The following is a 25,939-nucleotide window of genomic DNA, read 5'->3' as shown; positions in this document are numbered from 1 at the left end:
AAACGTGGTGTCAGTAAGGAGAGACTCATGCCGACCTCGAAGCTCACTCGTACGCTGGTTGCCAGCGCTGTGCTCGTCGCGTTGACGGGCGGCTATGTCGCAGGACGCCAGCACTGGCAGGCGCCATTGGCCTCGGAGATGGTCGCCGACGCCAATGCGGCCAACCCTGCGACGCCCGCCGCCAATGTGCCGAACACCCCGAATACCGCGCCGCGCATGCTTGTGCCGGACTTCTCGCAACTGGCGGAACAATACGGACCGGCCGTAGTCAACATCAGTGTGACGCACGATGGGAAACCATCGGCGGGTGGTGGTGCTGCCGCGATGCCGATGCCGCCGGGCATGGATCAGAACGATCCGCTGTTCCAGTTCTTCCGTCACTTCTACGGTGCGCCGGGCAACGACGGTGGCGATGGCGGCGGCGATGCCGGAAGCGCACCGACGCGCAGTCTGGGTTCGGGCTTCATCGTGAGCCCGGACGGCTATATCCTGACCAATGCACACGTCGTGGACGACGCGAGTCAGGTCACGGTGAAGCTCACCGACAAGCGCGAATACAAGGCGAAGGTCGTGGGCAGCGACAAGGCGAGCGACGTGGCGTTGCTCAAGATTGCCGCGACGAATCTGCCGACAGTGAAGATCGGCGATCCGTCGAAATCGAAGGCCGGGGAATGGGTGGTGGCCATCGGGTCGCCTTATGGCTTCGACAACACCGTGACGGCGGGCATCGTGTCGGCAAAGGCACGTGCGTTGCCGGACGAAAACTACACACCGTTCATCCAGACGGACGTGCCGGTCAACCCGGGTAACTCGGGCGGCCCGCTGTTCAACCTGAGCGGTGAGGTCATCGGCATCAACTCGATGATCTATTCGCGCACCGGCGGCTTCCAGGGTCTGTCGTTCGCGATTCCGATCAACATGGCGATGAAGGTCAAGGCGCAGTTGCAGCAGTACGGCAAGGTGAGCCGAGGCCGGATCGGCGTGACGATTCAGGAAGTGAACCAGTCGCTGGCGAAGTCGTTCGGCTTGCCCAAGCCGTCAGGCGCGCTGGTGTCGTCCATCGACAAGAACGGCCCCGCCGCGAAGTCGGACCTGAAGCCGGGCGACGTCATTCTGGCGGTGAACGGCACGACCATCGAGGACTCGGTGCAGTTGCCGGAGAAGATTGCCGACATGCGTCCGGGCGAGAAGGCGACGCTGACCGTCTGGCGCAACGGGGCGAAGCAGGACGTGAGCGTGACGGTGGCAGCTCTGAACGAGAAGAAGGACGTTGCGAGCACTGACGACTCGGCCACGCACGGCCGGTTGGGTCTTGCGGTGCGCGAACTTTCGCCGGACGAGAAGCGTGCGGCGCAAGTCACGCACGGTTTGCTGGTGGCACGCGCCAGCGGCCCGGCCGAACAGGCGGGGGTGCAACCGGGCGACATCATCCTGTCGCTCAACGGCACGCCGGTGACGAGCGCCTCGCAACTGAGCAACAAGCTCAAGAAAGCGGGCAACAATGTCGCGTTGCTTGTACAGCGCGACGGGCAACAGATTTTCATCCCGGTCGATCTCGGCTAACCGTCGGGAAAGACACTCGCGGGATGCCACGCACTACCTTGTGTGCTGGTGCGCGGCGGCGATGACATCACGACTGCCGCGTCACCGGTGCGATCCTGCATCATGACATGATGAATGGGAGGTCGAACATGAGGCAACAATGGCAACGCTGGTCGATGGCCGCTGCTGCGGTCGTAGCATTGGCCGGAGGGCTTGGCATATCGGTGGCGCATGCGCAGGGCGGCACGCTGCCGCCGTCGATGCAACAGGGCGAGGTGACCTACGTCTCGGGCGGTATCGACAGCGATCAGTCGGGCGCCTTCAAGCGCGAAGCGTCGCACTGGCCGCTATCCATCGAGATGGCGGCACGTGGCGACGGGGCGAACGAGTATGTTGCCGACGCCCAGGTGCAGATCATGCGCGGGAGCAAGACGGTACTCGACGCACGATCGAAAGGGCCGTTCATGCTGGTGAAGCTGCCCGAAGGCAGCTACACCGTGAAGGCAACCTATGACGGCAAACTGATGACGAGAGAGGTGAAGGTGCCCGCCAAGGGGCACGCCGCAGCAATGTTTTTGTGGCCGCACGACTGATGTGCCGATCGGTCGTGTCAAGTGAAGCGCCACGAATGACGAGGTAACCCAGGTAGTATCACTCAGCAACGAGTGAGCGAGTTGCGCCGCCGAAAGGCGGCGCTTTTTTTTGCGCCGCGTGATGCGGCGGCGAGCAAAGCAAGGGAGCGAGCCGGAGTTCGCGTCGTGGTTCAGGCCGTGCTGCGACACGCCGGGGCGTCGTCGTTGACGGAGGCATCGACGGTGCGCAGGGCGAAGGTCTGCTTGACGTCGATGCCGTTCTTGATGGCCGTCATCTCCGCGAGAATCGCCACGGCGATCTCGGCCGGCGTGCGTGCGCCCACGTACATGCCGACCGGTCCGTGGAGCCGGTCGATTTCCGTCGAACTCAGATCGAACAGCGACAGCCGCTCGCGGCGCCGCGCGTTACTCACGCGCGAACCGATGGCGCCGATGTAGAACGCAGGCGACTTGAGCGCTTCGAGCAGTGCCATGTCATCGAGCTTGGGGTCGTGCGTGAGTGTCAGCACGGCGCTGTGCGAGTCGAGCTGTAAACGCACGATCAGGTCGTCCGGCATCTCGCGCGAAAGTTCTGCGCCGTCCGCATGCCACGCGTCTGCGTATTCGCTGCGCGGATCGCAGACGATCACGTGATAGTCGAGCGCGCACGCCATGCTCGCCACGTACTTCGAGAGTTGCCCGGCACCGACGACCACCAGCCGATGGCGCGGGCCGTGCGAGGTGATGAGACGCACGCCGTCGAATTCGAGCGGTGGCGTGCGATGGCCGGGCGCGACGCGCACCGCCCCGGAAGCCATGTCGAGTTCGCGCACGACGAGTCGGAATTGCGAGATCGCGTCGAGCAGTTCCGGAATGCGCGAGGCGTCGCGCACCGGCTCGAGCACCAGTTGCAGGGTGCCACCGCATGGCAGGCCGAAGCGTTGTGCTTGCTCCGCGGTCACGCCATAGCGGGTGAGTTGCGGCCGGTCCTGCGGCCACTCGCCGTCCCGAATGCGGGCGATGAGGTCGTCCTCGACGCAGCCGCCTGACACGGAGCCGACCAGACGGCCGTCCTCGCGAATCGCGAGCATCGAGCCCACTGGGCGCGGCGCAGAGCCCCAGGTGCGTACGACGGTGCCCAGCGTGACGAAAAAGCCCGCGCGGGTCCACTGTGCGGCAGACTTCAGCACCTCCAGATCGACACTGTCCATAGTCCGGTTCCTTGGCCAATACGCGAGCGGTAGCGCATCGGCCAAGGCATGGGCCGTCGTCAATTTGCCGCTCGATGTGATGCGCCGAGTATAGCGCGCCTTGGCTTGCGCTGTATTCCACCAGATATTGCGGTTTGCCCCCTCATTTGATTGCCTCGCGACACCTTGCCGAGCGCTGTGCTGCGGCGCGGGCGGCGTGTCGAAACGGAGGATCGAATGCGGGGGAACTCGTGTCACAATAGCTCGAAGTTCGCGACGACGCTGCACGATTGACGAGCGACCGCAAGGCGTTTGGGGAGGCGCAATGGAGCTACATGACAGACGGCAATTGCCGGTGGCGCGAGACCTCGCATGGATCGCGCTGAACGATCCGGGCATCTTGCGCGGGTGCATACCGGGCTGCGAGTCGATCGAGCGGATCGACGACAGTACGTGGACGATCGTTGTGTTGGCTGCGCCGGGCCCACTGGCCGGTCGCTGGTCGGGCCGGATCACGGTGACCGACGTGATGGCGCCCTCGTCGTACACGTTGAATTTCGACGGTCTGGGCTCGGCTGCAGGACACACACGAGGCAAGGCCACTGTCACGTTGCAAGCGCAGGGACCGATGCACACATTACTCACGTATGACCTCACGGCGCACCTGGGTGCCGAGTCTGCGCATCTGGACACGCCCCAGGCGCAGGCGGCGGCCCACGCGCTCGTCGACGAATGCCTCGCGCGTCTGACGGTAGCCGTTGCGCCGCATGTCGCGACATACCCGCCGATTGCCGCCGACGGCGACGTGGCCGGCGCGCTCGCGGCGGATGCTGCGTTGCGCGACATGCCGGTCACGCGCGGCAAGCTGGCGCGCTGGTGGCCGTGGGTCGTGGTGGCGTTGATGCTGATCGTCGTTTTCCTGTGGGGCGGCCATGCCAGTTGAGCGTCGTCGAGGCAAAGGCGGTGCGGCCAAGGCGGACGTCGCCCTGACGGGAGACTCGCCCGCGCGCGGGCGACGGGCCACGGCCACGGCCGCGGCGCTGGAGGCGCTGGAAGCCTTCGGCAAGGTGCCGGCGCCAGCCGGTGAGGCCGGCTACGACGTGCGCGTCCGTGTGCGCGATGGCGACACGCCGGTGTTCGGTCCGGGACGCCAGACGTTGCTGCGCGCCATCGAAGCGACCGGGTCGATTTCCGCCGCCGCGCGCCGCATGGGCATGTCGTACCGACGTGCGTGGCTGCTTGTCGAAGCGATGAACCACGAATTCCGTGAGCCGCTCGTCACCCGTCACATAGGCGGTGTGGCCGGCGGCGGGGCCCAACTCACGCCTTTCGCGCAGAACCTCGCCGCGCACTACGACACGCTTCTCAATGAGATCCGGTTGCTGCTCGACGCCCACGTGCCGACCTTTGACGCCTATCTCAGAGGCGGTGAGGCGCAAGACCCGGATGCCGGACCGGCGTCACCGCATCAGCCTTGATGCCGGTCGACCCGACTATCACGAAAACGTTATTTTTCCGTGAGGACTTCGTCACCGGCCTGACGTGACACTGGCTCCATCGACGCCAACCCAGCGATGGAGGTCCCCATGTCCACCTTGACGAAGTCCGTGCCGCCCGCCGCCCAGCCTCCCGGGCGAACCGGTCCGGTCCAGCCGGGCTGGCTGCGCATCACCCACTGGCTGAACGCGCTGGCGGTCCTCGCGATGGTCACGAGCGGCTGGCGAATCTACAACGCGTCGCCGATCTTCGGCTTTCGCTTTCCCAACGAGATCACACTGGGCGGCTGGCTCGGCGGTGCATTGCGGTGGCATTTTGCCGCGATGTGGCTGCTGGCCGCCAACGGGCTGGTTTATTTGCTCGTGAACGCCGCGAGCGGACGCCTGTCGCACCGCTTCTTCCCGCTGACGCTGCGCGGCATGTTGCGCGATGCGTTCGCCGCACTGCGCGGGCGTCTCGCGCACGACGATCCCCATCAATACAACCAGGTCCAGCGTGCCGCGTATCTGTTCGCGGTGCTCGATCTCGTCTTGCTCGTGGTGTCGGGACTCGCGATCTGGAAGCCCGTGCAGCTCGGATGGCTGTGCGCGTTGTTCGGTGGATTCCAGGGGGCGCGCTGGGTGCATTTCCTCGCGATGGCGGGCCTCGTGGCATTCGTCGCGATCCACGTCGTGATGGTGGCGCTGGTGCCGCGCACCTTGCGCACAATGATTACCGGACGCTGAGCGCGACGGCGACAAGACACGGAGCTGCCATGACCTTCGATCGAAAGCCCAGCCACCTTCCCCCCGACGCACCGGTCGTGCGCGACGGCGAAGCGATTCTCCATGAAGCGCGTGCATTGATGACACGGCGCGTGGTCGAACCCTCACGCCGGGCCTTTCTGACGCGCACGCTGTCGCTCGGTGGCGTGGCGCTGCTCTCGGGCTGCTCGCTGGACGACAACGCGGGCGTCGCGTCGGCGCTCGACACGATCTCGCGATGGAACGATCGTGTGCAGGGTGCCCTGTTTCGTCAGGATGTGCTGGCGCCAACGTTCCCGGCATCGCGCATCACGCGCCCGTTCCCGTTCAACGCGTTCTATTCGATGGACGAAGCGCCGGTCGTCGAGGAAAGCGATTACCGACTGGAATTGTCCGGCCTCATTGCGGACAAGGCCCCTTGGCGGCTCGACGCATTGCGCCGTTTCGCCGCCCCGCGCGCGGCAGAGCAGATCACGCGGCATGTGTGCGTGGAAGGCTGGAGCGCCATCGGTCGCTGGGGCGGCGTGACGTTCGCCGACTTTCTGCGTCGCATCGGCGCGGACACCACGGCGCGCTACGTCGGCTTCAAATGTGCCGACGACTACTACACGAGCATCGACATGCCGACGGCGCTGCATCCGCAGACGCTGCTCGCGCTGACCTATGACGGCCAGACGCTCCCACGGGCGTATGGCTTTCCGATGAAGCTGCGGATTCCTACGAAGCTCGGCTACAAGAATCCCAAGCATATCCGCGCGATTTTCGTGACCAACACGTATCCGGGCGGATATTGGGAGGACCAGGGCTATAACTGGTTCGGCGGCAGTTGACGCAAACGCTCGACTGCACGATGGACGGGGCGCTTGCACGGCGCTCCGGCAGGACACACTCACTCTTTGAGGACTACGGCAATGAAAATGCGATATCTGGCAATCATGACGATGGGACTGGCGCTCGGCACCGGTGCGGCATTCGCCCAGGACGCGATGGGCAAGGGCGACGCGATGTCCAAAGCTGGCGCGATGAGCAAAAGCGATGCCATGAGCAAGGACATGGACAAGAGCGGGAAAATGTCCAAGGGCGACGCGATGAGCAAGAACGACGCGATGTCGAAGGGCGATGCGATGAGCAAACCCGATGCCATGGGCAAGAAGAGCAAAGGCGACGGGATGGGCAAGGCCCAGTAAGCGAGCGGGTGTCGGCGTAGCACGACAAGCCGGTAAGGCGTCGCTCCGGATCTGCGCGGCGACGCCTTGCGCGCGCTGGGCGACGGCCGCGCAGCTTTGACGCTTCGCCGCTTCACCACGTCAGCGTGTCAGCGCGACCGATTTGATGAGCAGATACACATCGCGGCCCGGCGCCAGTTGCAGTTGATCGGCGGAGAAGCGCGTGATGCGAGCGCGCAGCACGGTCCCGACGGTATCGCCGAGCAGCGTGGCGCCGACTTCCACCGAATCGCCCAGATCGCGCAGCGATGCCACGCGTGCTTCCAGCACGTTCAGTACGCTGGTGTTGACCGGCGGCGACGTGGCGACGGCAACGTCGCGCTCGCGCACGAGAATCCGGCACGCGTCGCCCGCCTCGCCACTGGCGCGTGGAACCCGTAGCCGAACGGTGTCGCTGCCGTTGACGGCCAGTTCGGTCAGCCCATACCGGGCGTCGTGCGCGACGATGCGCGTCTCCAGAACGGTACCCGGTGTTTCGGCGGTGCCGTCGAGCGCATCGCGATGGACGTTGAGAACATCGGCTGGTGCGCCTTGCGAGATCGTGCGTCCGTCCTTGAACAACACCACCTGATCGGCCAGTCGCATCACTTCGTCAAGCGAATGCGTGACGTAGAGCACGGGCAGCGCCAATGCGTGACGGATGCGGTTCAGGTAGTCGAGCACCTCGAGACGTCGCGCATGATCGAGCGAGGCGAGCGGCTCATCCATGAGCAGCAGGCGCGGGCACGACAACAGCGCGCGGCCAATCCCCACGCGTTGCTTCTCGCCGCCGGAGAGGGCGCCCGGGCGGCGACTCAGCAAGTGTCCCAGGTTCAGCACGTCGACCACATGATCTAGCGCAATGGCGCCGGTGCCGGCGGCCACGTCGCCACGTCGTAACCAACGGCCGAACAGCAGGTTCTGACGCACGGTCAGGTGCGGCAGCAGGCGTGCGTCCTGGAATACGTAGCCGATGCGGCGACGCCATGTCGGCAGCGCGACACCTGCGACGCTGTCGAAGAGGACATCGTCGCCCACGACGATGCGCCCGGCATCGGGCCTGAGCAGGCCGGACACCGCGTTGACGACCGTGCTCTTGCCGCTGCCGGACGGCCCGAACAGCGCCGTCACGCCCATGCCCGCGGCGAACTCGGCATCGAGCGCGAAATCGCCGAACCGATGTTGGAGGCGTACTTCAACCGTCATGGCCGAGCGCCTTGCGGTGGCCGAAGCGGATCAGCACTTCGGAGACGATCAGCGTGGCGACCGCCAGCACGACCGAGATGGCACACAGGCGCCAGACCATGGCGTCGCCATCGGGCACCTGCGTGGCCGTGTAGATCGCCAGCGGCAGTGTCTGCGTCTGTCCGGGAATGTTCGAGACGAACGTGATGGTGGCGCCGAACTCGCCCAGCGCGCGTGCGAACGCGAGCACGAAGCCGTGCAGGGCGCCGGTCGCGGTGAGGGGCAACGTTACCGTCAGGAAGGTGAGCCATGGGCCTGCGCCAAGCGTCTGTGCCGCCTGTTCGAGTTTCGTGTCGGACGCTTCGAGCGCTTGCCGGATGGCGCGCACGAGCAGCGGGAATCCCATCACGCCGGCGGCCAGCGCGGCGCCTGTCCAGCGGAACGCGAAGGTGAAGTGAAACCAATCGTGCAGCAGCTTGCCGATGGCCCCCTGAGTGCCGAACAGCACGAGTAGCGCGAAGCCGACGACCACCGGCGGCAGCACGAGCGGCAAGTGCAGCAGGGCATCGAGCAGCGACTTGCCCGGGAACCGTCGGCGTGCGAGTAGCCAGGCGGCCGCGTAGGCGAGGGGCAGGCTGCACAGCGTGCCCCACAGGCCGACGCGCAGGCTGAGTTCGACGATGCCCCATTCTTCCGGGGTGAGGCTCATGATGGACGGGCGAGTGGATTTACGGACGGGTGAAGCCGAAGCGCTGGAACGTGGCCTGGGCGCCTGGCGTTTGCAGGAATCGGTAGAACGGATCGGCGTCGGCGCGGTTGGCCTGCTTCGTCACCGCTACCGGGTAGACGATCGGCGCATGGCTGTCGGCCGGGAAGGTGCCCGCGATGCGCACGCGCTTCTCGGCGTTGGCGTCGGTCTTGTAGACGATGCCGTAGGGCGCTTCGCCGCGTGCGACCAGCAACAGCGCATTGCGCACGTTGTCGGCGGCGGCCACCTTGCCTTGCACCCGCGACCAGATACCGAGCTTTTCGAGCGCTGCCTTGCCGTAGAGGCCGGCCGGCACGTGCGCCGGGTCGCCCATCGCGAGCTTGCCGCTGCCTAGCCTGGCGTCAAGGTCGGTGCCGCCCGGCGTCAGGTCGACGTTGCCCGTCGTCGTGGCCGGTGCGATCAGCACCAGCGCGTTGCCAAGCAGGTCGTGACGCGTGCGCGTGTCGATCAGATCGTGCTTCTGCGCATAGTCCATCCAGTCCTGGTCGGCCGAGATGAACACGTCGGCCGGTGCGCCTTTCTCGATTTGACGGGCCAGCGTGGAGCTGGCGCCGTAGACCAGCACTGGCTTCTTGCCGGTCTCCTTCGTGTAGGCGGCCGACACGTCGTCAAGCGCGTTTTTCATGCTGGCGGCGGCAAACACCTGCTGGGCCGCCGCGTGGCCGGCAAACAACAGGCTCGCGCCAATGGTGGCAACGCCGAGTGCGCGGTGCAACATCGTGCCGGCTTTTCGCGAGGCGCGGGACTTGAGGCGAGCGATGACGGCGATAACGACAGCTTTCACGAACGTGGTCTCCAGCGTAGGGTGGATCGGCTGACTCTGTATTCGGCGAATGTCGCCGTGAGCCGGCTCATGAATGGAGTCCGGCGGCGAGGCCGGACCACCGGTCGCGCAAGGTGCGCAACGCGTTATGTAGGATTATATATAACGCTGCGACGCTGTACAGGTATACGGCGTATCACGGCGCTCAGATGGCACTCATGGAGCGTAAAGGCGCGTCAGGCAGCGTGAGGGGGGAACGTCGGGGGGGAGGCGTCAGGGGGCGCTCGGCGGGGGTTCGCTGCCAGCGCGCAGCATTGCGGGGCTCGTGCGCAGCATGTCGAAGAAGCCGTCAACCACAGCATCGCACTCCACGCCGAGGTCGTAGTCGGGCAGGAAGAGCCAGTCCGACATCATGCCGACCACGAGCGCGTGCAGCATGATTGCCGCGCGGCGCGTGTCGAGCGTCCTGGGGAGTTGGCCGCGTTCGATCGCGCGCTCCATATCTCGCATGATGCGTTGTTTGCCGTCGGTGCGTGCTTCGCGCTGGCGTTCGAGCACCGACAGCATCTCGTTCGTGTATTCGCACTTGTGAAACAGGATGTCGAGCACGCGGCGGCGTCGCTCGTTACGCGCTGTCTCGCCGAGCACGAGCTTGCAGATCTCGTGCATGCGCACCATCGGGTCACCGTCCAGCGGCTCCGTGCATTCCTCGTCGATCATGCGCTCCATCGGCAGGCGGATGCGATCCGTCATGGCGTTGAAGAGGTCGATCTTGTTCTTGAAGTGCCAGTAAATGGCGCCGCGGGTCAGGCCGGCGGCTTCGGCGATGTCGGCAAGCGACGTGCGCGACACGCCCTTCTGTGCGAACACCGTCTCGGCGGTGTCGAGCAACAGGTTGCGCGTCTCGATCGCTTCCTCTTTGGTTCTGCGGGCCATCGTCGTGTTACAGGGCAGCGGAAATTGGCGAAATGCAATGGAATGAAACGTAATTGGCGCCGTACTTTGGTGCGACGCGATATCATTTACATACATTCATGAATGTATCTATAATAGCAGCCGCTTGCTCTATTGCACAGGGAACATTTAAGCTCCTTCGTCTAAGGGAAACACCTCACTGATCCCAGGGAGCGAATTGACCGGGGCGCACCGCGTGGCTGGCGGCAGGATTGACCTGCCCCATTGCCGGGTACCCCGGAGCCTGCTCGACGATCTCGCATGAGTGCCAGCGTGCGCGAGATTCGCCGCGCCGGGGACATCTTCATGGCCGCCTTCCGGGCCTGTCTCCGTGGGGCCGTATGCCGGCCCCCCAGGGCACTTGCCGGCCCGCCTTCGTGCGACGGGATTGCGGACGGGGCTTCGCCGCCGCAATCGTACGCAACAGACTTGTCATTTTGTTTGACCGCATTCCATTTTTCGGGGGCGTATATGCACGTCAAGAGAAGTTCACTGGGGATGGCCACCGCCGTCGCCGTCGCGGTGCTGACCCTGGCCGCCTGCGGCAAGAAGCCACAGGCGCCGCAGGCCATGGTGCCGGAGGTCGGCGTCGTGACACTGCAAACCCAGAACGTCACGCTGACGACCGACCTGCCCGGACGCACTTCGCCCTTCCGCGTTGCCGACGTTCGCGCGCGTGTCGACGGTATCGTGCTCAAGCGCGAATTCACCGAGGGCAGTGACGTCAAGGCCGGTCAGCGTCTGTACAAGATCGATCCGGCGACGTACCAGGCCGCGTATGAAAACGCCAAGGCGACGCTGGCCAAGGCCGTGGCCAATCAGGCGTCGACGAAGCTGCTGGCCGATCGCTACAAGCAACTCGTGGCCGTCGAGGCCGTGTCCAAGCAGGACTACGACAACGCCGTTGCCGCGTCGCTGCAAGCCGATGCCGATGTGCAGGCCGGCAAGGCGGCCGTCGACACGGCGAAGATCAACCTTGGCTACACCGACGTGCCGGCGCCGATCTCGGGCCGCACGGGGTTGTCGCAGGTCACCGAAGGCGCGTATGTGCAGGCAGGCACCGCCACGCTGATGACGACCGTTCAGCAGATCGATCCGATGTACGTGGACGTGACGCAATCGGCGGCGCAAGGACTGCGTCTGCGTCGTGCGCTGGCCGAGGGCAAGCTGCAAAGTGCGGGCAAGAATGCCGCCAAGGTGGAACTGATGCTGGAAGACGGCACGACGTACCCGCTCGAAGGCAAGCTGCAGTTCTCCGACATCACCGTCGATCAGACGACCGGTTCCGTGACCGTGCGCGCAATCTTCCCGAACCCCAACCGCGAGTTGCTGCCCGGTATGTTCGTGCACGCCAAGCTCCAGGAGGGCGTGAAGGAAGGGGGTCTGCTCGTGCCGCAGCAGGGCGTCACGCGTGACCAGAAGGGCCAGCCGACCGCGCTGATCGTGAACAAGGAAGGCAAGGTGGAGTTGCGTCAACTGGTCACCGATCGCGCGATCGGCAACATGTGGCTGGTGAGTTCCGGTCTCGTCGCCGGCGATCAGGTGATCGTGTCGGGTCTTCAGAAGGTGCGCCCGGGCGCACCGGCGAAGGCGGTTCCGGCGCAGTTGCCGGGGGCCGAGGCGCCCGCGGGTGCCAGCGCACCGGCCGCGGCCGCCCCCGCCTCTGGCGCCAAAGCCCAATAACGGGGAGCCTCTTTCATGGCAAAGTTTTTTATCGATCGCCCGATTTTTGCGTGGGTGATCGCGATTGTCATCATGCTGGCTGGTGCGCTTTCGATTCTGAAGCTCCCAGTCTCGCAATATCCGCCCATTGCACCGCCGTCCGTGCAGATCACTGCGACTTACCCGGGCGCTTCGGCGCAGACCGTCCAGGATACGGTCACTCAGGTGATCGAGCAGCAGATGAACGGTATCGACCACCTCGAGTACATGTCGTCGACGTCTGACGGCTCGGGGACTGCCCAGATCACGCTGACCTTCGCGCAAGGCACGAATCCGGACATCGCGCAGGTGCAGGTGCAGAACAAGTTGCAGCTCGCCACGCCGCTGCTCCCGCAGCAGGTGCAGCAGCAGGGGATCAAGGTCGCCAAGGCGACCAAGAACTTCCTGCTGGTGATCGGCGCGTACTCCGACGACGGTCAAATGACCGACATCGACCTCGCGAATTACCTGGCGGCCAACGTGCAGGATCCGATCAGCCGTGTGAACGGCGTTGGTCAGGTCCAGCTTTTCGGTGCGCAGTACGCCATGCGCGTCTGGGTCGATCCGCAGAAGCTCAACGGCTACAACCTGACGATCCTCGACGTCTCGAGCGCCATCCAGGCGCAGAACGTCCAGGTCTCGGCTGGTGAGCTGGGCGGCGCGCCAGCGGTGAAGGGCCAGCAGCTCAACGCCACGGTGATGGCGCAGAGCCGTCTGCAGACCCCGGAGCAGTTCCGCAAGATCCTGCTCAAGGTCAACAAGGACGGCTCGCAGGTGCGCCTGGGCGATGTCGCCCGCGTGGAACTGGGCGGCGAGTCGTACCAGGTGGTTGCGCGCTATAACGGCAAGCCGGCGGCGGGTCTCGCGGTCACGCTGGCCACGGGCGCCAACGCGCTGCAAACAGCCACGGCCGTCAAGCAGAAGGTGGCGGAACTCGCGCAGTACTTCCCGACGGGCATGAAGGCCGACTTCCCGTATGACACCACGCCGTTCGTGAAGATCTCGATCGAGGAAGTGATCAAGACCCTCATCGAAGGGATCGTGCTCGTGTTCCTCGTGATGTACCTGTTCCTGCAGAACCTGCGGGCGACGATCATTCCGACGATTGCCGTGCCGGTCGTGTTGCTGGGTACGTTCGGCATCATGGGCGCGGCGGGCTTCTCCATCAACACGCTGTCGATGTTCGGCCTGGTGCTTGCCATCGGGCTGCTGGTGGACGATGCGATCGTGGTGGTGGAGAACGTCGAGCGGGTGATGTCCGAAGAGGGGCTGAGTCCGAAGGAGGCGACGAAGAAGGCCATGGGCCAGATTATCGGTGCGCTGGTGGGGGTGGCGCTCGTGCTCTCGGCGGTGTTCGTGCCAATGGCATTCTTCGGCGGCTCGACCGGGGCCATCTATCGCCAGTTCTCACTGACCATCGTGGCCGCGATGGCGTTGTCGGTGCTCGTGGCCATCGTGCTCACGCCGGCCATGTGCGCCACGATTCTCAAGCCCATCAAGAAGGGCGAAGTGCATGAGAAGCGCGGCTTCTTCGGCTGGTTCAACCGCACGTTTGACAACAGCTCGAAGAAGTACCAGAGCCAGGTGGAGCGTATTCTCAAGCGCAGCACGCCGCTCTTGATCGTCTACGTGGTGATCGTGGCTGCGGTCGGCTTCCTGTTCGTGCGCATGCCGACGGCGTTCTTGCCGGACGAAGATCAGGGTTACTTCTTCAACCTCGTGCAATTGCCGCCGGGGGCGACGCAGGAGCGCACGCTCAACGTGATGAAGCAGGTCGAGAAGCACTACCTGGAGAATGAAAAGGACGCCGTGCGTTCGATCTTCACGGTGACGGGCTTCGGTTTCAACGGCCGGGGCCAGAACGTGGGTCTGGCGTTCACGATGATGAGACCGTGGGATGAGCGCCAGTCGTCCGACCTCAAGGTGCAGTCGGTGATTGCGCGGGCGTATCGGGCATTTGCGGGCATGAAGGACGCGATGGTCTTCGCGATCAACCCGCCTTCCGTGCCGGAACTCGGTAATGCAGGTGGTATCGACTTCGAGTTGCAGGATCGTGCCGGTCTCGGTCACGCCGCGCTCATGGCCGCCCGTAATCAGATGCTCGGGATGGCCGCAAAGAACCCGAACCTCGCGAACATGCGTCCGAACGGACTCGACGACACGCCGCAGTACAAGGTGGACGTCGACGAAGAGAAGGCTGCGGCGTTGGGGCTGTCGATTTCCGACGTGTACACCACGCTCTCGGCGTCGTGGGGCTCGTCGTACGTGAACGACTTCATCGACCGTGGGCGCGTGAAGAAGGTGTACGTGATGGCCGAGGCGAAGGACCGCATGCTGCCGCAGGACATCAACAAGCTCTACGTGCGTAATTCGAGCGGGGCGATGGTGCCGTTCTCGGCGTTCGCCACGGGCCAGTGGATTTACGGCTCGCCACGCCTGGAGCGATACAACGGTGTGCCTGCCGTGGAAATCCAGGGCATGCCGGCCCCGGGCAAGTCGTCGGGCGACGCCATGAAGGCGGTCGAGGAAATCGCGAAGCAACTCCCGACCGGGATCGGTCTGGAGTGGACGGGGCTGTCGTTCGAAGAGCGCATCTCCGGCTCGCAGGCGCCAGCGCTGTACGCCATCTCGATCCTGATCGTGTTCCTGTGTCTGGCGGCGTTGTACGAAAGCTGGTCGATCCCGTTCTCGGTGATTCTGGTGGTGCCGCTGGGGGTGTTGGGGGCACTGCTCGCCGCGACCCTGCGCGGGTTGTCCAACGACGTCTACTTCCAGGTGGGTCTGCTGACGACCGTGGGGCTGTCGGCGAAGAACGCGATTCTGATCGTGGAATTCGCCAAGGATCTCCAGGCGCAGGGCCGGACCCTGATGGAAGCGACGATGGAGGCGGTGCGACTGCGTCTGCGACCGATTCTGATGACGTCGATGGCGTTCGTGCTTGGCGTGTTGCCGCTGGCGATTTCCAATGGTGCAGGTTCGGCCTCGCAGCACGCGATCGGTACCGGCGTGATCGGCGGTATGCTGGCGGCGACGTTCCTCGCGATCTATTACGTGCCGGTCTTCTTCGTGCTGGTGCGCAAGCGTTTCGCGCATGAAGCCCTGGACACCGTGGAACATCCGGAAGCGCGCAAGCCGAATCCGGATGCCACTGAAGGCCCCGCCAAGGAAGGAAACTGAGCCATGAAGCACAAAGCATTGTCGATTGCCTTGGCGGCAGCGTCCCTGGCAGGCTGCACCTTGGCGCCGCACTATGAGCGGCCCGAGGCGCCGATTGCCACGACGTTCCCCAGCGGCCCGGCCTACAAGACACCGGGGGCGGCGAACCAGAACGGCACCGCGGGCAGCAACGCCGTGGTGGCGGCCGATCTGGGCTGGCGAGAGTTCTTCACCGATCCCCGCCTGCAGAAGTTGATCGAGATCGCGCTGCGGAACAACCGCGATCTGCGTGTCTCGATGCTCAACGTCGAAGCCGCGCGTGCGCAGTACCAGATCCAGCGCGCGGCGCTGCTGCCCTCGGTGGGGGCGGCAGGGCAGGCGTCGGTGCAGCGCCTGCCGGCGGACCTGACGTCCTCGGGCCATGCCAGCATCAGCCGTACCTACCAGGTGGGCGTGGGCTTCACGTCGTACGAACTCGATCTGTTCGGTCGAATCCAGAGCCTGAAGGATCAGGCGTTGGAGACGTATCTGGCCAGCGAGGACACGGCCAAGACGGCGCATATCACGCTGGTCTCGGAGGTGGCGACGGCGTACCTCACCTGGCTGGCCGATCAGGAGTTGCTCAAGCTCACGGCCGACACGCTCAAGAGCCAGGCGTCGTCGTATCAGTTGACCAAGCGTAGCTTCGACGTGGGGACGGCCTCCGGGCTGGATCTGCGCCAGGCGCAAACGCCGGTCGACGCGGCGCGGGCGAATCTCGCGCAATACACGCGCCAGGTCGCGCAAGACGAGAATGCGCTCGCGCTGCTCATCGGTCAGCCGTTGCCGGCCGATCTGCCGTCGGGACGTCCGCTCGACGGGCAAGGCTTGCTCACCGATCTGCCGGCCGGATTGCCTTCCGATCTGCTGCTGCGTCGCCCGGACGTGACGGCGGCCGAGCACACGCTCAAGGGAGCCAATGCCAATATCGGTGCGGCGCGTGCTGCGTTCTTCCCGTCGATCTCGCTCACGGCGAGCGCGGGTACGGCCAGCGCGTCGTTGAGCAATCTGTTCAAGGGCGGGCAGGGGGCATGGTCGTTCGCGCCGAGCATCACGCTGCCAATCTTCGCGGGGGGGCAGAACCGTGCCAATCTCGATCTGGCCAAGGTGAAAACGCGTATCGAGGTTGCCAACTACGAGAAGGCGATTCAGACGGCGTTCCGCGAAGTGTCCGACGGGTTGGCCGCACGCGGCACGCTCGACGATCAGATCGCGGCGCAGGAGTCGCTCGTCAAGGCGAGCGACGAGAGCTACAAGCTTTCGGATCTGCGTTATCGGAACGGCGTGGACAGCTACCTCAACGCGCTCGTCTCGCAACGCTCGCTATATTCGGCGCAGCAGACGCTGATCGCGACGCGCCTGTCGCGCTGGACCAACCTCGTCACGCTGTACAAGGCGCTCGGCGGCGGTTGGGAAGAACACACGGTTCCGGCCAGCGCCGGGGTGGCATCGGCCCCGGTAGCGCCGGCATCGTGACCGTGCGGCGAGGCAGGTGCGCGGCGTGAGCAGTGCAAATGTCTCGTGGCGGTGCAAGGCTTGACGATCGAGACGCCCGGCAATGCGCCGGGCGTTTTGCGTTTGTGCGTCGCGTTTCGTGGCGAAGAAGCTCAGTTCCCGAGAGGTTTAGACGTGGGGTTCTACGCTCGCCCCTACCTGGCTTCCGGCTTCGTCGATATCCTAGTTCGCGTTGTGTTCGCAACACCCCGAGCGTCGACGCGAGCGTTTTCAAGACGTTGCCGACGCGACGCACGGGTCACTTATAAGCTGACAGCTTTCCCAGGGAGAGACACCATGAGCGATCTACAAGTGCGCTTCGACGAGGCGGTAGCCCAATCCAAGACGCTGCCCGAGCGCCCCGATAATTTCACGTTGCTGCGAATCTACGCGCTCTTCAAGCAAGGCACGGAAGGTGACGTGTCGGGTGCGCGCCCCGGCATCACGGATTTTGTCGGGCGTGCCAAGTTCGACGCCTGGGAGATGCTCAAGGGCAAGTCGAAGGAAGAGGCACAGCAAGCGTATGTCGCGCTCGTCGACGAGTTGAAGGGATGAGAGGTTGGCGGGCATCGCGTTGCCAGTCGGGGGGTGATGCGGCGATGCGTTGATGACGCAGCGTGGAATCCCTTCGGTACGACAAGCCAACAGACGGCGACTTCGGTCGCCGTTTTTTTATGGGCGTTTGCGTGATTGGGGGGCGATGCGTTGCGTATGAGAAGTGCGGTGGCATATGACGGGGTGGGTTTTGCGGTGGTGTCCGATTGGCGTGTCGCTGGCGGTGCGCGACGATGGATGCGTCATCAACGAGACGAGGTATCGAACCATGAGACTGGATCGCCGACATCCCATGCGCTTTGCCGATCGGCAAACGCTTCGCGACGCGGGGGCCAATCGTGTGCAAACACGCTTGCGACCAGGTGAAGGTATGCCCCCACTCGACACGGGCCGAAGCCGGCGGCGAGGGCCGAGGCCGCTGCCGCCGCGTGCATCGGTGCCGCCGAGGTGCGCGACGGCGGCGGGGCGGCCGCAGTGCGGTGTGCGGCGCAAGACATTGGTGCGGGGTGCGACATTACTCGACGTCATGTTCGCCATGCTGGCGCTGACCGCCGGTGCGCAGGGCTTTGCACGATGGCAGGCCGCGGGGGGGATGGCTTCGGCCGAACTCGCGTCGATACCGAACGTGGCGGTGATGGCGATGCCCGCGCGGTGGCCTGCACTCGCACGCGCCTCGGTGGCGAGCGATGCATGGCTCGTTCGCCATCGACCATGAACGCGCCACGCCGTGACGTGGGCAACGCCATGCGCAAGCGTCGTATGGCTGGCTTCACCCTGCTCGAGGGGGCGCTGGCCATGCCGCTGGGATTACTGGTCGTCATGGCGGCGACGGCGATCTATCTCGCGGGCATTCGCTTGTGGCGAGTGCAGGCCGAGCGATACGACGTCAACGAGCGCGCCGTCTTTGCGCTGACGCAGCTCGCGCGTGCCGTCGGTATGGCCGGGTATCGGAACTGGGATCCGATGGAGGGCGCGATCCGGCTGCCGGGGCAGGGGGAGCGAGGCTGGCCGTCGCTGCGGGTCAGTGCCGAGTGTGCGGGCACGGCCGACGGATGTCTGCGGTTCGGTTGGCAGGGCAGTGCGCTGCTCGAGGTGCAATTTCACGGGGCGGGCTTTTCGAAGGGCAATGGGGCCATCCACAACTGTGCCGGGCGGCGCGTGAAAGCCACGGGGCGACCGGACGAGCGTCAGCTCAGCATCTTCTATGTCGACAAGGGGGAAGACGCGATTCCCTCGCTTTACTGCCGCTACGGTTCGCGTCAGGTGAAGGCGACCGATCTGCATCGCGCGCAAGTGCTGGTCCGCGGTGTGGAGGCGATGTACATCCGGTTGGGTTTTCGCGACAGCGGGACTGGGGGACTGCGTTGGGTCGCACCGGTCAGGCAGATGCGGAACCGGCCACCGCGCCCGCCGGCCGGAGAGCGGGGATGGGAGAACGTGGCGGCGGTCGCGTTTTCGCTGGTGATGCGCGGTGCGCCGCGAAGCGGAGGCAAGCCGCGGGCGGTGCGCGTGGTCGAAGTGTTCGATGCTGCGTCCGGCGGTCGCGAGTTCAAGCAACTGGGCAAGGCCGGGGATGTCCATTTGCATGTCTTCAATGCGGTGGCCTACCGTCGTAACGACGGTGGCGTGGAGGAGGAGGCCAAATGGTTGGCGTCTTCATCGTGATGTGGTTGGCCGCCCTGATGTCGCTCGCCGCGTCCGGCATGCAGCATCGTCAATTGGCGAGCCGTTTCATCGCCTACACGAACGATCGCGCAGGAGCGTTTGCCGCAGCCAACGAGGCACTTGCCGAGGCGCGGCGCTGGCTCACCGATGACGCGCGCGCTGCGGAGGTCGCGGCGATGTCAGCGTTCGATGCCGGGCCGCACGGGGTGCTCGCGGCGAGCCATCGCGGCGACGCCGGGTACCGACAAGGGGTGCCCCGATGGCGAACGCTCGAGTGGGGCGGCAGTGATACGGTCATCAGAGGCACCAAGGCGCGCTACTTTATCGAGAGAATCGCCTTCTCGGCCTATTTGACGGTCGACGCGGCGAAGCGCGATGCGTCGGTGCGACGGTATCGGGTCAGTGCGATGGGGTGTGGCGACTTGCCCGGGACGCGCGTCTACCTGCAGGCGATCTACGAGGTTCGGCGGCAGGTACAGGGGGGGCATCCCGATGGGGCGACTCGATCCGATGCCGCGCGTTCGGCGCCTTTGTCGTATTCGTCGCGCTCACTGAGTTGGCGTGAGGTGGCGACTTGGCATGACAGTGCCGCGAAGCCGTCCGCGCAGGGCGTTCAGCGAGAGCCTTGCGATGCGTGGTGATCCGCGGGCTATGTCGGGCGTCACGTTGTTGGAGTGTGTCGTCGCGATGGTCGTGCTCGTCGTGGCGCTGCTCGCGGTCGCGCCTTCCATCGAGGCGGTTCGCCGCCGGGTGGGGGTGGATATCACGGCGCGCGCCTTCCTGGCATCGATGCAGGCCGCGCGAGCGGAAGCGCTGGGGCGTCATCGGCGCGTGGCGATAGCGCCGCACGATGGTGGGCGTCTGAGCAGCGGCTGGGTGACGTTCGTCGACGAAAATCGGAATGATCGCTTCGACGCGGGGGATCAATTACTAGGGCGACATGCACCACTGCCACCGGGGGTAGACGTCGAAGCTGACTGGGCGCTGTATGACACGGGGGGGCTTGCGTTCGCGGAAAACGGCTTCATGCGCACAGAGAACAACGGATGGCTCTCGGGGACGGTGCGGATCGAGGGGCACGGGCGGCGCATTTGCGTCACGATCAATGCCTTCGGCCGTGCTCGCATCCCACGCCGCTGCGCCCCGATGAAGCCGTGACGACCGAAAGTGGAGATCCGCCACGTCACACTGCGGCGCGACATGGAAGGCGATTGTGCCGGTTACATGGCGGGCGGAATGCCGGTGTCGTTTGTGTTGCTTCTGGAAGCGTTCGTGGCGGACGCCGCGGACGTGCCAGATCCTGCTGGGGGGCGGGGGGCACTGGGATCGTCGGCGTGCGGCGTCGACGGTTTTGTCGATTCCTGCCAGAGCTTGATGCCTTGCCAGGCAAGCACGCCGAGGCCGCCCCACTTGAGGCCGCGGCGAACAACGCGTCCGACAGGGGTATGCGACAAACCGGTCAGGGCCAACGAGGCCACCGAACTGACGAGCGGATAGCGCTCGAGCAGGCCGCCGAGCTTGAGTCCAGAGCTGGCAAGTCCGCCAAGGCCGGCGAACTTTGCGAAGCCGCCCGGCAGCAGGTAGCGCATCCAACGGAAATTGCGCAGACGTTCGCGCGTGACGCGTGAGGCCTGGATCAGTTCGGCGCGCTCGACGGCGATGCGCGTGAGCACCAGCTCCTTGCGGATGGCGAGGAGTTCGTGACGCGAGCGTCGTGACGGTCGCGTGCGGCGAGGGCGGGTCGGTTCGAGCGGCACGGGCATATCTCCTTCAGTCCGGACGCAGTGCGTCGCGATCCTTTTCGAATTCGGCCAGTGTGGCCTCGAACGGCATCGGGGCATCGCGCAAGATGCTTCGCGCGCGCACGGCGCACCATCCCGCGAGCAGCAGATACACGACGAAGATGCCGGTCATCGCCTGAAGACGATAGGTGTCCCAGAAGACCACGATCACCAGCGCGGTGAGCGATACCAGGGCGAGCACGCCGAAGAGCATTGCCGCCAGGCCGAGAAAGGCGACGCCCAATAGGCGTTCTTTCTCTTCGGTCAGCTCGATGCCGATGAGTTCGATGCGCGACTGTACGATCTCGAGCAACGCACCGGCGAGGCGCCGCAGCGAAGGCCGCGGCGGGGTCGTACGATCATTGTCGGTCATGAGTGAGCTGGGCGGCCCACCCGACCCGTCGCGCCGGTCAGGCAGGCTCCGCCTTGGGCAGAGAGTGAGCGAGGAAGTGCCGGAGACGGGCGTCGACGCAGCTTACTTGCGGTTGAGCAGCAGGCCAATCACCACGCCGATGCCGGCGGCGATGCCCACGGCCTGCCACGGATGGTCGTGAACGTAGTCGTCGGTCACACGAGCGGCCTGCTTGCTCTTCTCCACGACGACGACCTGTACGTCGGAGGCCTTTTCCTTGGCTTGCTTGAGCAATGCCAGGGCTTTGTCGCTCAGTTCGGAGGCGCGCTCACCGGTGGTGTTGGCGGCTTGCTTGAGCAGGTCTTCGGCGTCGGCCAATACGGATTTGATATCGGTCATGAACTTCTCCTTGTTGGTAGGTACTTGCGACATGGTCGTTGCCCGAATTTGGGAGGAAAATGCCGGAGGGATATGAGTGACATCGTAACGCGTTCAATGCGTCGTTGCCAGAAAACAACGTCCCGAGGGTCTTATATTTCGATTAATTATTTGCACCAAATTTTTTATTCGTTCTGACAAGGGTTAGCATCCTTTAGTCTTTACCCCACTGAGTTGACGGATCTCAAGGAGAATGTAAATGACATTGCGTTTGGGTGACATTGCCCCCGATTTCGAGCAAGACTCGTCGGTTGGCAAAATCAAGTTCCACGAATTCCTCGGCGACAGTTGGGGAGTGCTCTTCTCACACCCGGCCGACTACACACCGGTGTGCACGACCGAGCTGGGTCTGACCGCCAAACTCAAGGGTGAGTTCGAAAAGCGTAACGTGAAGGCCATTGCGTTGTCGGTGGACGATGCCGAATCGCACAAGGGCTGGATCAACGACATCAACGAAACCCAGCACACCACGGTCAACTTCCCGATCCTGGCCGACAGCGATCGCAAGGTGTCGCAGCTCTACGACATGATCCATCCGAATGCCAGCGAAACGGTGACTGTTCGCTCGCTGTTCGTGATCGATCCCAAGAAGAAGGTGCGTCTGATCATCACGTATCCGGCCAGCACGGGGCGCAACTTCGATGAGATCCTGCGTGTGATCGATTCGCTGCAACTGACCGACAACTACTCGGTGGCCACGCCGGGTAACTGGAAGGATGGCGAAGACGTCGTGATCGTCCCGTCGATCAAGGACGAAGCCGTGCTGAAGGAAAAATTCCCGAAGGGCTACAAGGTCGTGCGTCCGTACCTGCGACTCACGCCGCAGCCGAACAAGTAATCCGCCTAACGCGTCGGCAAACCGCCGACGACGGCAGAAGTCAAGATGCCAGCGCGAGAGCGCTGGCATTTTTGTTTTTGTTTGGTACGCGCCGTCGCCCGGGGGATTGACGGCCCGCGACTTGCGGCCTGAGAAACGACGCGTACCAGACAAGTGCCAGGCACCGCGCGACGCGCGCGATGCCTGGCATCGGGTCAATCGAATCCGATCGATCAGAAGAACGCCTGGATGCCAGTCTGTGCGCGGCCGAGGATCAGGGCGTGGATGTCGTGCGTGCCTTCGTAAGTGTTGACCACTTCGAGGTTCACCAGGTGGCGGGCGATACCGAACTCGTCGGAGATGCCGTTGCCGCCGAGCATGTCGCGCGCGAGGCGGGCGACGTCAAGTGCCTTGCCGCACGAGTTGCGCTTCATCATCGACGTAATCTCGACGGCGGCAGTGCCTTCGTCCTTCATGCGACCCAGACGCAGGCAGCCTTGCAGGCCCAGCGTGATTTCCGTCTGCATGTCCGCCAGTTTCTTCTGAATCAACTGATTCGCGGCGAGCGGACGGCCGAACTGCTGACGGTCGAGCACATACTGCCGTGCCGTGTGCCAGCAGAATTCAGCGGCACCCAGTGCGCCCCAGGCGATGCCGTAGCGGGCCGAGTTCAGGCAGGTGAACGGACCCTTCAGGCCCGAGACGCCCGGCATCAGGTTCTCTTCCGGCACGAACACCTGGTCCATCACGATTTCGCCGGTGATCGATGCCCGCAGGCCAACCTTGCCGTGAATTGCCGGGGCGGAGAGACCCTTCCAGCCTTTCTCCAGAATGAAGCCGCGAATCTTCTCCTCGCCATTCTCGTCAGCGAGCTTGCCCCAGACGACGAAGACGTCAGCGATCGGCGAATTCGTGATCCACATCTTGCTGCCGCTCAACTCATAGCCCCCCGCGACTTTCCTGGCGCGCGTGGTCATGCCGGCGGGATCCGACCCGTGGTTCGGTTCCGTGAGACCGAAGCAGCCGATCCACTCGCCGCTGACCAGCTTCGGCAGGTACTTCTGCTTCTGCGCTTCGCTGCCGAATTCGAAGATCGGCACCATGACGAGCGACGACTGCACCGACATCATCGAGCGATAGCCCGAATCCACGCGTTCGACTTCACGCGCGATCAGACCGTAGGCCACGTAGTTCAGGCCCGGGCCACCGTACGTTTCAGGAATCGTCGGGCCGAGCAGGCCAATCTCGCCCATCTCCCGGAAGATGGCTGCGTCGGTACGCTCGTGGCGGAACGCCTCGAGCACGCGCGGCGCGAGCTTGTCGTTCGCGTAAGCGGCGGCCGCGTCGCGAATCATGCGCTCCTCGCTGGTGAGCTGCGCGTCGAGCAACAGCGGATCTTCCCAATGAAACTGTGCATTGCCTGCCATGACCTATCTCCTCCGATGTTCTCGAAAAATGCGCTGACACAATCCTCGTCGGCCCCGCCCCATTGTCCGGCGGACGTTGGGGCACGCCGAACCCATAAAGCGCTACGACTTGACTAAAGTTCCGCAATGCGGAACAATGTTCCGAAAGTGAAGTTAGTTTAACACTAAAATTTTTCGCTCGGCAACGGTCAGTTGTTGCATGGGTCGACCCTTTTTGATGTGGAGCGCGCGATGGTTGTGGTCAAAACGTCCCTGTCTGCCTTTTCCGGCGCGCCGGCGCATGGTGTGCCGCCGTCGCACGACGAGCGCAAGTTCGTGACGGCGCTTGCCCGTGGTCTTGAACTGCTGCGCGCCTTCGGCCCTGACGACGTTCTGCTGGGCAATCGCGACTTCGCTGCCCGCACCGGGCTGCCGAAGGCGACCGTGAGCCGGCTGGCCTATACGCTCACCGAGCTGGGCTATCTGCGTTACGACGCCGAACTGGGCAAGTACGCGCTCGATGCTGGTGTGCTGGCCCTCGGATACGCGTTCCTGAACGGCACCGACATGCTGACGTTGGCACGTCCGCACATGCGCGCGTTGGCCAAGGAAATGGGGTGTTCGATTTCGCTGGGTTGCCGGGAGGGCATCGACATGATGTATCTCGAGACCATCCGCAGTGATTCGGCGCATCTCACGCTCGGCCTGACGGCGGGTTCACGCTTGTCGATGTTGACCAGTTCCATGGGGCGCGTCCACCTGGCGGCCATGACGCCGGTCGAGCGGGAGACGATGCTGGCTGATCTGCACGACGCCTACGACGCGAATCCGGCGGCGCTGCGCCATGTCGGTTGGGACGCGCTGCGATCGGGCGTCGACAAAGGGATCGAGACATACAAGCGCGAGGGGTGCTGCTACTCGTTTCGCGAATGGCATGAGGGCGTGAATGCGGTGGCGGTGCCGCTGCGCGACGTCAGGCAAAACCGGTGGCTTGCGATCAGTTGCAGCGGCCCGTCGTCATCGATCCCGGATGCGGTCTTTCGCGAGGAGATCGCGCCGCGTTTGAAGCAGCTTGCCGCGCGTCTCAGCGGGCAAGCGTAAGTCGGTGGGCGTGGTCACTGCACCGAAAAAAACCTCACAGCAACGTCCGCACATGCCAAAGCTCGGGGAACAACACGACATCGAGCATCTTGCGAAGATAGGGGGCGCCATTGGTGCCACCGGTGCCTTGTTTGAAGCCGATGATTCGCTCGACGGTCGTAACGTGACGGAAGCGCCATTGGCGGAACGCGTCTTCAAGATCGACCAACTCCTCGGCCATCTCGTACAGTTCCCAATGTTGCGACGGGTTGCGATACACCTCTAGCCAGGCGGCCTCGACGGTCGCGTCGTGCGGCGTCGGCATCGTCCAGTCGCGTTCCAGGCGTTCAGATGCAATGGCAAATCCGCGACGCGCCAGCAGACGCACCACCTCGTCGTAGAACGACGGAGCACACAGCGCGGCTTGCACCTGCTCGAAGAGATCCGGGCGATGCGAATGGGGCTTCAACATCGCCGCATTCTTGTTGCCCAGGATGAACTCCAGAATGCGGTACTGATACGACTGAAAGCCCGATGAACTGCCGAGCGACGGGCGCATCGACGAATACTCCGACGGCGTCATCGTCGCCAGAACGCTCCACGCCTGCACCAGTTGTTCGAGAATGCGCGACACACGGGCGAGCATCTTGAACGCGGGTGGCAGGTCGTCGTTGTGCACCGCTGTACGTGCCGCCTGCAGCTCGTAGAGCGCGAGTTTCATCCACAACTCGCTCGTCTGATGCTGAATGATGAACAGCATCTCGTTGTGGTCGGTCGAGCGCGGATGTTGCGCATTCAGAATCGGATCGAGCGACAGATAGTCGCCGTAGCTCATGCTCTTCGAGAAATCTAGCTTCGCCTCGTGCCATTGCGTGGCATCGGTCGACGCGTCCGTCGGGGCGGACGACGCGCCCGGTGTCATGTCGTCCGTGTCCTGATGCCCGAACGGGCACCCGCCCGATGCGGGGGTCGTCTGGGGCGGGGTGTCCTGCGGGGCATGCGCGCGGGGAGGGGTCTTGCTCATGTTCATGACTC

Annotated in this window: 26 protein-coding genes and 1 pseudogene; 17 read left to right on the top strand and 10 right to left on the bottom strand. The window is 64.3% G+C overall.

The annotated features are described in order from the left end of the window. Positions 1-27: 27 nt before the first annotated feature. A complete protein-coding gene (locus PTE31013_RS18655; protein WP_150614259.1) occupies positions 28-1,563 on the top strand; it encodes a DegQ family serine endoprotease in 1,536 nt (511 codons plus the stop codon). Positions 1,564-1,691: 128 nt separating this feature from the next. After that, entirely contained in the window at positions 1,692-2,135 is a 444-nt protein-coding gene (locus PTE31013_RS18650) for a carboxypeptidase regulatory-like domain-containing protein (RefSeq protein ID WP_246174699.1), read from the top strand. A gap of 170 nt (positions 2,136-2,305) precedes the next feature. Here the strand turns inward: PTE31013_RS18650 and PTE31013_RS18645 are convergent, their stop codons facing one another. Then, positions 2,306-3,325: an XdhC family protein gene (locus PTE31013_RS18645; protein WP_150614258.1), complete on the bottom strand. Its 1,020-nt coding sequence runs from the start codon at positions 3,323-3,325 to the stop codon at positions 2,306-2,308. Between the two features lie 304 nt (positions 3,326-3,629). Here PTE31013_RS18645 and PTE31013_RS18640 point away from each other — a divergent pair, with 304 nt between their 5' ends. The 5 genes and pseudogenes from PTE31013_RS18640 to PTE31013_RS18620 all read left to right on the top strand — a co-directional run. Next, complete coding sequence (locus tag PTE31013_RS18640; RefSeq protein ID WP_150614257.1) at positions 3,630-4,247, top strand: SRPBCC family protein; 618 nt, start codon at positions 3,630-3,632, stop codon at positions 4,245-4,247. Then, entirely contained in the window at positions 4,237-4,782 is a 546-nt protein-coding gene (locus tag PTE31013_RS18635) for a winged helix-turn-helix domain-containing protein (protein WP_150614256.1), read from the top strand. Before PTE31013_RS18640 ends, PTE31013_RS18635 begins: the two co-directional genes overlap by 11 nt. A 108-nt stretch (positions 4,783-4,890) precedes the next feature. Beyond that, complete coding sequence (locus PTE31013_RS18630) at positions 4,891-5,526, top strand: cytochrome b/b6 domain-containing protein (RefSeq protein WP_150614255.1); 636 nt, start codon at positions 4,891-4,893, stop codon at positions 5,524-5,526. A 29-nt stretch (positions 5,527-5,555) separates the two neighbouring features. After that, complete coding sequence (locus tag PTE31013_RS18625; protein ID WP_217426243.1) at positions 5,556-6,374, top strand: molybdopterin-dependent oxidoreductase; 819 nt, start codon at positions 5,556-5,558, stop codon at positions 6,372-6,374. Between the two features lie 81 nt (positions 6,375-6,455). Beyond that, positions 6,456-6,698 (top strand): annotated as a pseudogene (locus PTE31013_RS18620) (pentapeptide MXKDX repeat protein); the annotation flags it as partial. 153 nt (positions 6,699-6,851) lie between these two features. On the opposite strand, the gene modC reads toward PTE31013_RS18620, so the two are convergent. The 4 genes from modC to PTE31013_RS18600 form a co-directional block, all read right to left on the bottom strand. Continuing rightward, the gene (modC, locus tag PTE31013_RS18615; protein ID WP_150614253.1) at positions 6,852-7,955 is read right to left on the bottom strand and encodes a molybdenum ABC transporter ATP-binding protein; all 1,104 of its coding nucleotides are present in this window, start codon (positions 7,953-7,955) and stop codon (positions 6,852-6,854) included. Beyond that, entirely contained in the window at positions 7,945-8,643 is a 699-nt protein-coding gene (gene modB / locus PTE31013_RS18610; protein WP_150614252.1) for a molybdate ABC transporter permease subunit, read from the bottom strand. The genes modC and modB overlap by 11 nt, the downstream gene beginning before the upstream one ends. 19 nt (positions 8,644-8,662) lie before the next feature. Continuing rightward, a complete protein-coding gene (gene modA / locus PTE31013_RS18605) occupies positions 8,663-9,487 on the bottom strand; it encodes a molybdate ABC transporter substrate-binding protein (protein WP_246174696.1) in 825 nt (274 codons plus the stop codon). A 252-nt stretch (positions 9,488-9,739) separates the two neighbouring features. Beyond that, the gene (locus PTE31013_RS18600) at positions 9,740-10,402 is read right to left on the bottom strand and encodes a TetR family transcriptional regulator (RefSeq protein ID WP_150614251.1); all 663 of its coding nucleotides are present in this window, start codon (positions 10,400-10,402) and stop codon (positions 9,740-9,742) included. Positions 10,403-10,891: 489 nt separating this feature from the next. Between PTE31013_RS18600 and PTE31013_RS18595 the strand changes: the two genes are divergently transcribed. The 8 genes from PTE31013_RS18595 (at position 10,892) to PTE31013_RS18565 (ending at position 20,188) form a co-directional block, all read left to right on the top strand. Continuing rightward, positions 10,892-12,103 carry an efflux RND transporter periplasmic adaptor subunit gene (locus PTE31013_RS18595; protein WP_150614250.1) on the top strand — a complete coding sequence of 404 codons (1,212 nt, stop codon included), beginning with the start codon at positions 10,892-10,894 and terminating at the stop codon, positions 12,101-12,103. 15 nt (positions 12,104-12,118) lie between these two features. Next, entirely contained in the window at positions 12,119-15,298 is a 3,180-nt protein-coding gene (locus tag PTE31013_RS18590) for an efflux RND transporter permease subunit (RefSeq protein ID WP_150614249.1), read from the top strand. Positions 15,299-15,301: 3 nt separating this feature from the next. Beyond that, a complete protein-coding gene (gene adeC, locus PTE31013_RS18585) occupies positions 15,302-16,792 on the top strand; it encodes an AdeC/AdeK/OprM family multidrug efflux complex outer membrane factor (protein ID WP_150614248.1) in 1,491 nt (496 codons plus the stop codon). A 315-nt stretch (positions 16,793-17,107) separates the two neighbouring features. Beyond that, the gene (locus tag PTE31013_RS18580; RefSeq protein WP_150614247.1) at positions 17,108-17,365 is read left to right on the top strand and encodes an acyl-CoA-binding protein; all 258 of its coding nucleotides are present in this window, start codon (positions 17,108-17,110) and stop codon (positions 17,363-17,365) included. A 526-nt stretch (positions 17,366-17,891) separates the two neighbouring features. Further along, a complete protein-coding gene (locus PTE31013_RS24860) occupies positions 17,892-18,080 on the top strand; it encodes a hypothetical protein (protein WP_174978628.1) in 189 nt (62 codons plus the stop codon). Then, positions 18,056-19,030 carry a PilW family protein gene (locus PTE31013_RS18575; protein ID WP_174978627.1) on the top strand — a complete coding sequence of 325 codons (975 nt, stop codon included), beginning with the start codon at positions 18,056-18,058 and terminating at the stop codon, positions 19,028-19,030. The genes PTE31013_RS24860 and PTE31013_RS18575 overlap by 25 nt, the downstream gene beginning before the upstream one ends. Beyond that, positions 19,009-19,671 (top strand): pilus assembly protein, encoded by a 663-nt coding sequence (locus PTE31013_RS18570; protein ID WP_150614245.1) that lies wholly within the window; start codon positions 19,009-19,011, stop codon positions 19,669-19,671. The genes PTE31013_RS18575 and PTE31013_RS18570 overlap by 22 nt, the downstream gene beginning before the upstream one ends. 10 nt (positions 19,672-19,681) lie before the next feature. Beyond that, positions 19,682-20,188, top strand: a complete 507-nt coding sequence (locus tag PTE31013_RS18565; protein ID WP_174978626.1) for a GspH/FimT family protein — start codon at positions 19,682-19,684, stop codon at positions 20,186-20,188. 62 nt (positions 20,189-20,250) lie between these two features. On the opposite strand, the gene PTE31013_RS18560 is transcribed toward PTE31013_RS18565, so the two are convergent. The 3 genes from PTE31013_RS18560 to PTE31013_RS18550 form a co-directional block, all read right to left on the bottom strand. Further along, positions 20,251-20,787, bottom strand: coding sequence for a DUF3318 domain-containing protein (locus PTE31013_RS18560; RefSeq protein WP_174978625.1), 537 nt, complete (start codon positions 20,785-20,787; stop codon positions 20,251-20,253). Between the two features lie 13 nt (positions 20,788-20,800). Then, a complete protein-coding gene (locus PTE31013_RS18555; protein WP_150614242.1) occupies positions 20,801-21,184 on the bottom strand; it encodes a phage holin family protein in 384 nt (127 codons plus the stop codon). A 102-nt stretch (positions 21,185-21,286) separates the two neighbouring features. Next, complete coding sequence (locus PTE31013_RS18550) at positions 21,287-21,595, bottom strand: ElaB/YgaM/YqjD family protein (protein WP_026131540.1); 309 nt, start codon at positions 21,593-21,595, stop codon at positions 21,287-21,289. A 205-nt stretch (positions 21,596-21,800) separates the two neighbouring features. Between PTE31013_RS18550 and PTE31013_RS18545 the strand changes: the two genes are divergently transcribed. Continuing rightward, a complete protein-coding gene (locus PTE31013_RS18545) occupies positions 21,801-22,439 on the top strand; it encodes a peroxiredoxin (RefSeq protein WP_150614241.1) in 639 nt (212 codons plus the stop codon). Positions 22,440-22,651: 212 nt separating this feature from the next. Here PTE31013_RS18545 and PTE31013_RS18540 read toward each other — a convergent pair whose 3' ends face one another. Beyond that, positions 22,652-23,845, bottom strand: coding sequence for an acyl-CoA dehydrogenase (locus tag PTE31013_RS18540; RefSeq protein WP_150614240.1), 1,194 nt, complete (start codon positions 23,843-23,845; stop codon positions 22,652-22,654). 231 nt (positions 23,846-24,076) lie between these two features. On the opposite strand from PTE31013_RS18540, the gene PTE31013_RS18535 reads away from it, so the two are divergent. Further along, complete coding sequence (locus tag PTE31013_RS18535) at positions 24,077-24,925, top strand: IclR family transcriptional regulator (protein WP_246174694.1); 849 nt, start codon at positions 24,077-24,079, stop codon at positions 24,923-24,925. A gap of 34 nt (positions 24,926-24,959) precedes the next feature. Here PTE31013_RS18535 and kynA read toward each other — a convergent pair whose 3' ends face one another. Further along, positions 24,960-25,928, bottom strand: coding sequence for a tryptophan 2,3-dioxygenase (gene kynA / locus PTE31013_RS18530; RefSeq protein WP_150614239.1), 969 nt, complete (start codon positions 25,926-25,928; stop codon positions 24,960-24,962). Positions 25,929-25,939: the final 11 nt, after the last annotated feature.

The organism is Pandoraea terrigena (genome assembly GCF_902459705.1).
Taxonomy (GTDB): domain Bacteria; phylum Pseudomonadota; class Gammaproteobacteria; order Burkholderiales; family Burkholderiaceae; genus Pandoraea; species Pandoraea terrigena.
This window is presented reverse-complemented; position numbering and strand designations above follow the sequence as displayed.